This is a genomic window from Capnocytophaga sp. oral taxon 326 str. F0382 (assembly GCF_000318295.1).
In the GTDB taxonomy this organism is placed as follows: domain Bacteria; phylum Bacteroidota; class Bacteroidia; order Flavobacteriales; family Flavobacteriaceae; genus Capnocytophaga; species Capnocytophaga periodontitidis.
The window spans coordinates 1-4102 of sequence record NZ_KB291463.1 but is presented as its reverse complement, the minus strand read 5'-3'; the positions used below and the strand labels follow the sequence as shown (position 1 = coordinate 4102).

General features: G+C 32.7%; 3 protein-coding genes. All 3 read right to left on the bottom strand.

The features are described from left to right. The coding region (locus HMPREF9073_RS13350) for a contractile injection system protein, VgrG/Pvc8 family (RefSeq protein WP_009414319.1) at window positions 1–319 on the bottom strand (319 nt) is incomplete at its 3' end. A gap of 300 nt (window positions 320–619) precedes the next feature. After that, on the bottom strand, window positions 620–3199 hold the full coding sequence (locus HMPREF9073_RS13345; protein WP_009414318.1) for a hypothetical protein: 2580 nt from the start codon (window positions 3197–3199) through the stop codon (window positions 620–622). 19 nt (window positions 3200–3218) lie between these two features. Further along, the coding region (locus tag HMPREF9073_RS16070; protein ID WP_009414317.1) for a phage baseplate assembly protein V at window positions 3219–4102 on the bottom strand (884 nt) is incomplete at its 5' end.

The following is a 4102-nucleotide window of genomic DNA, read 5'->3' as shown; positions in this document are numbered from 1 at the left end:
TCTCACCCAAATCAATGGTCTCTTGGAGTTTATTACCAAAGATAAGTTTACTGCCATCATAATAAAAATATTCCCCATAATACTTAGCCAAACGACAAATAAAGTCGTAGTCAGACTCTTGGTATTGTACCGTATAAGGAAGTGTCCTTGTGGTATTTACTCCTGCTGAGGTATCCACTTTTGCGGACTCATCATACTCCTCGGTAGCTGCGGCAACGATTTCTTGTAGTGTTTTGTTCTCATAAGATTGACATTCCTTACCGCTATCTAAGAGAATGCTTGGTGCATTGCCTGAGATATAGAGCGATTTGTCTGCCAAATCTACTTTTCAATGTATAGTATAGTACTGGCAAACCATTGCTAAATTTTTCTTTGCTCTCATAAGCATAATATTTTACAAAACTTTGAGAAGTTGACTTACAAGACACAAAGAAACAAAAGAATATTGACACAAGAAAAGTTTTAATTAAGTAACTTCTAACAATATTACCTATATTTTGCATTTCTTTCCATTGCCATTGATAAAAGGTTTTTCGCATGAAATCTGTATTAGGATCACTATTTTTGTATTGTTCGTAATCCATAAAATTTTCTAATGTTGTAGATTGTTCTTTAATTTCTACTTGATTGCAATATCTTTAGGAAATTTAGAATAATCTATATTCTTTACTCTTTTCATTTCAGGAGGGAACCAAAACCGAAGATTTAATAATTTTCTATTTTGTAAATGTTTTATTGTTTCATCACTAAGCATCTCATTTACATTGTTATATCTAAGATAAGCTTTTTTATTTGTTATTATATACAAATCATTAAAAAGTGTTTCTTTTACATATTCAGCTGAAATCATATATTTTCCCTCTTCATAAATATCTTCAAGATATCCCATTATAAAAGTATGTTTTTTCCCTCCATATATTTTTAGGACAGAAGCTTCATCATACTCTTGTGAGCTCGAAAAACGTATAATTTGTTTATTAGGACTACTTTCCAACGTATAATATTGTACTGGTAGACCATTGCTAAACTTTTCTTTGCTCTCATAAGCATAATATTTTACAAAACTTTGATGAGTAGTTTTACAAGATGAAACACAAAAAAGTAATAATATAAAAATAGTTTTTATTAAATATTTTCTTGAAAATCCTATATTTTGCATTTCTCTCCATTGCCATTGATAAAAGGTTTTACGCAAGAAATCAGTATTAGGATTACTGTCTTTGTATTGTTCGTAATCCATAAAATTTTCTAATGTTGTAGACTGTTCTTTTACTTTAGAATATTTTATAGTTTTTTGTGTTTTTATATTTTTTAAATCATAAATTTCTTTTTCTAATGCTTGTATCTCTTTTTCTAATGTTGCAATATTATTAGTTTTTTCACTCCCCTCTGAGAGCCCTTTTTGTGTTTGAGATTCAATTTCAATCTCCTCTAATTGTATAATATTATCTATTTTCTCTTGAAAACTTTTAGAAAAAGTATTGTATGTTGTATATTCATATAGAGTTTTATATTCTTCCTCTATATCTGATGACTGTTCTTCAACTTTATTTGTTTCTATTTTTTTTAGAGACTTCTGTTTTTCTTTAAGTTCTTTTATTTTATCTTCTATTTTCTTATTTACTGTCTCGCGATCGTTTTCTTGTTCTTTTATATACACTCCCATTCTACTATCAAAAGTATGACACAAACCAAGAGCATGTCCTAACTCGTGAGCAATAGTCGCATAAGCTTTTTCATCGGCATTTATGAAAGCTTCTTTAAAAATATGAGATACTCCTGAAGCTGGGGCTGAATAAGCTAATGTCTTTCTTTTAGGATTCCCTGCTGTAAGAATATCCTTAGTGAAAAAAGCGTGTAATTGCCCTTTTTTATCTAAAGATATATTTGATTCCATTTGTAGATAAGCTTCTTCTTCTTTTTTCCACTCTTCAAATAGAGCTGTGATATTTTCTTTTTTCCATATCGTTTTTACCATCTTTTCGGAACGATATTTATTCACTTTTTTGGAATCATCCCTCTCTTTATATTTGTAATATTTTTTAAATTCATTTATAAAGATTTGCCTCTTTTTATCCACTCTTTCTTTTTGGTTTTGTTTGTTTTGGAGGTTATTAAGTCTTGCCGCGTATCTATTTTCTACTAAATTATTATATTCTAAAGCTTTGCTTTGATCCTTTTTTTCATCATCATTTAATTCATCTTTGTGATCATTTCGTCCCATTTTTAAATATGTATCTCCATCTTTTGTATAAAAAAGACCTTTAATTTCGAACTCTTGTTTTGAAAAGGTAACTTGCTTAATAGTAGAGGCTAAGGTGAGGTGTATGTATGCTTGGTTGAGAGATTTTGTATTTAAATATTCAACTAATTTTTCAAAGAATCTATTATCTATAGTAGTAGGCAAATCATTTGCTATATCCTTATTTGCACTACCAAAAATAATTTCTATGGGTTGCAAAGTAGTTTGGTAAACAACAGCGTTCGCTTTTATTATTAATTGCCCTAAAACTTGACCTTCATCAACAGATTTAGCAATTAGCTTTATATCCTTTTCGAAAGAAGCATTACATTTTATAGAAATAGGCTTCGCTTCTTTTCCTATTTCCAAGTCTAATTTATTAGGAGAAATTACTATTTCATTTTTTAAATTTTCTCCTTCTAAACTAAACACAATAGTTGCTTTAGTAGCTCTCTCGTTTTTCTTGCTTATATCGGTTGCTTTATTTGCTTTTACAAAGAGGGTTACTTGATTTTTTTTCTTGATTGTTTTTCCGTCCACTTCAATTTCAGGAGGCCAAATGCTCAAATAGGGGCATAGGTATACTTTTTCTTTTCCATAGGTATTTTCTGAAGTTAAGACGGTTCTTATTTTCTCATATTCTGAAAAAAGCCCTTCAGCACAAACTTTAGAGTCAAATCTATCAAAACCAAACTCTCCGTTGTATTGAGTGTCTAATTTTCCATATTTACCTTCAGAATGTTCACGAGAACGATAGAAATCAATACAAGCAATAAATTTTTCATTCTGACGACCAACCGCTTCTGCGATGTATTCACCAGCTTCGTTACCTTGCTCACCGTTCCATATATTGCATTCTCCTGCAGAGAAAGAGATGTCGCCATCGAAAGCGTGGAGCACGGTGTTTCCCTTGCTCGTCCATTTGATATTTCCTTCACATATAGTTATTTTGCTCATCGCTTTTTTCTTTTATATGTTAGTTGTCCATAGTTTGTTCTCCACTAAAACGCTGTGTTTTACCAGAGGCTTTAGCTCGCATATTATGCTTAGACTCAATACCCATATCATTAGATGATATTTTTCGTTCTTGGTCGGTGTGGGAATCTATACTTCCTGAGATATGTTCAATCATATCACCCGTAACTTCTACAGAGAAATTTTGGCTTATTGTAGTTCTCTTATCTTTGCTGATAGTCTCTATATGGTCTTGACCAGCCTCTGTTTTAATGTTTTGAGAAGCATTAAGCTCGAAGTTTTTGCACCTTATACTTATTGTTTCGGGGGCAGAAATCTCTATGTTCTTGCCTTGGGTATCGAATCTTAGGGTATTGCCGTTTTTGTCGGATAGCAAAATGCTTTCGTCTTCGGTAAAGATGAGTTTATGCCCACTTTTGGTATGAATTGCTTTTACGCGGTTATCAGCATTGTGATACCCACTTTTTGCCTCACCATTATAATGCGCTCCAAGCACAAACGGACGTTCGGCATTGCCTCCTTCAAAATCCACTAATACCTCTTCACCTATTTCAGGGACAAAATAGAAACCTTTACCCCCTCCTGTATAGGGTTGCACTACACGTATCCAAGGGGTCATTTCATTGCGTTTTGCCTGCCATAAGAATTGCACGCGTATACGTCCCATTCCTAAAGGGTCATTGTTGTCTTTTACAATAGCTGGTTGCTGCTCTGAGTGCGGAAAAGCATTCTCATCAAAATCAGCAGGCGTACGCATCATCGGGATTCCCTCAAAGGAATTGTAATACTCCATACCACTATGATAGTGTGATATTTTTATGACCCTATAAGTCTCCATTGCTCGGGCATTGATGTCAGTAAGACACGCAAAGGTATTCATCCTGA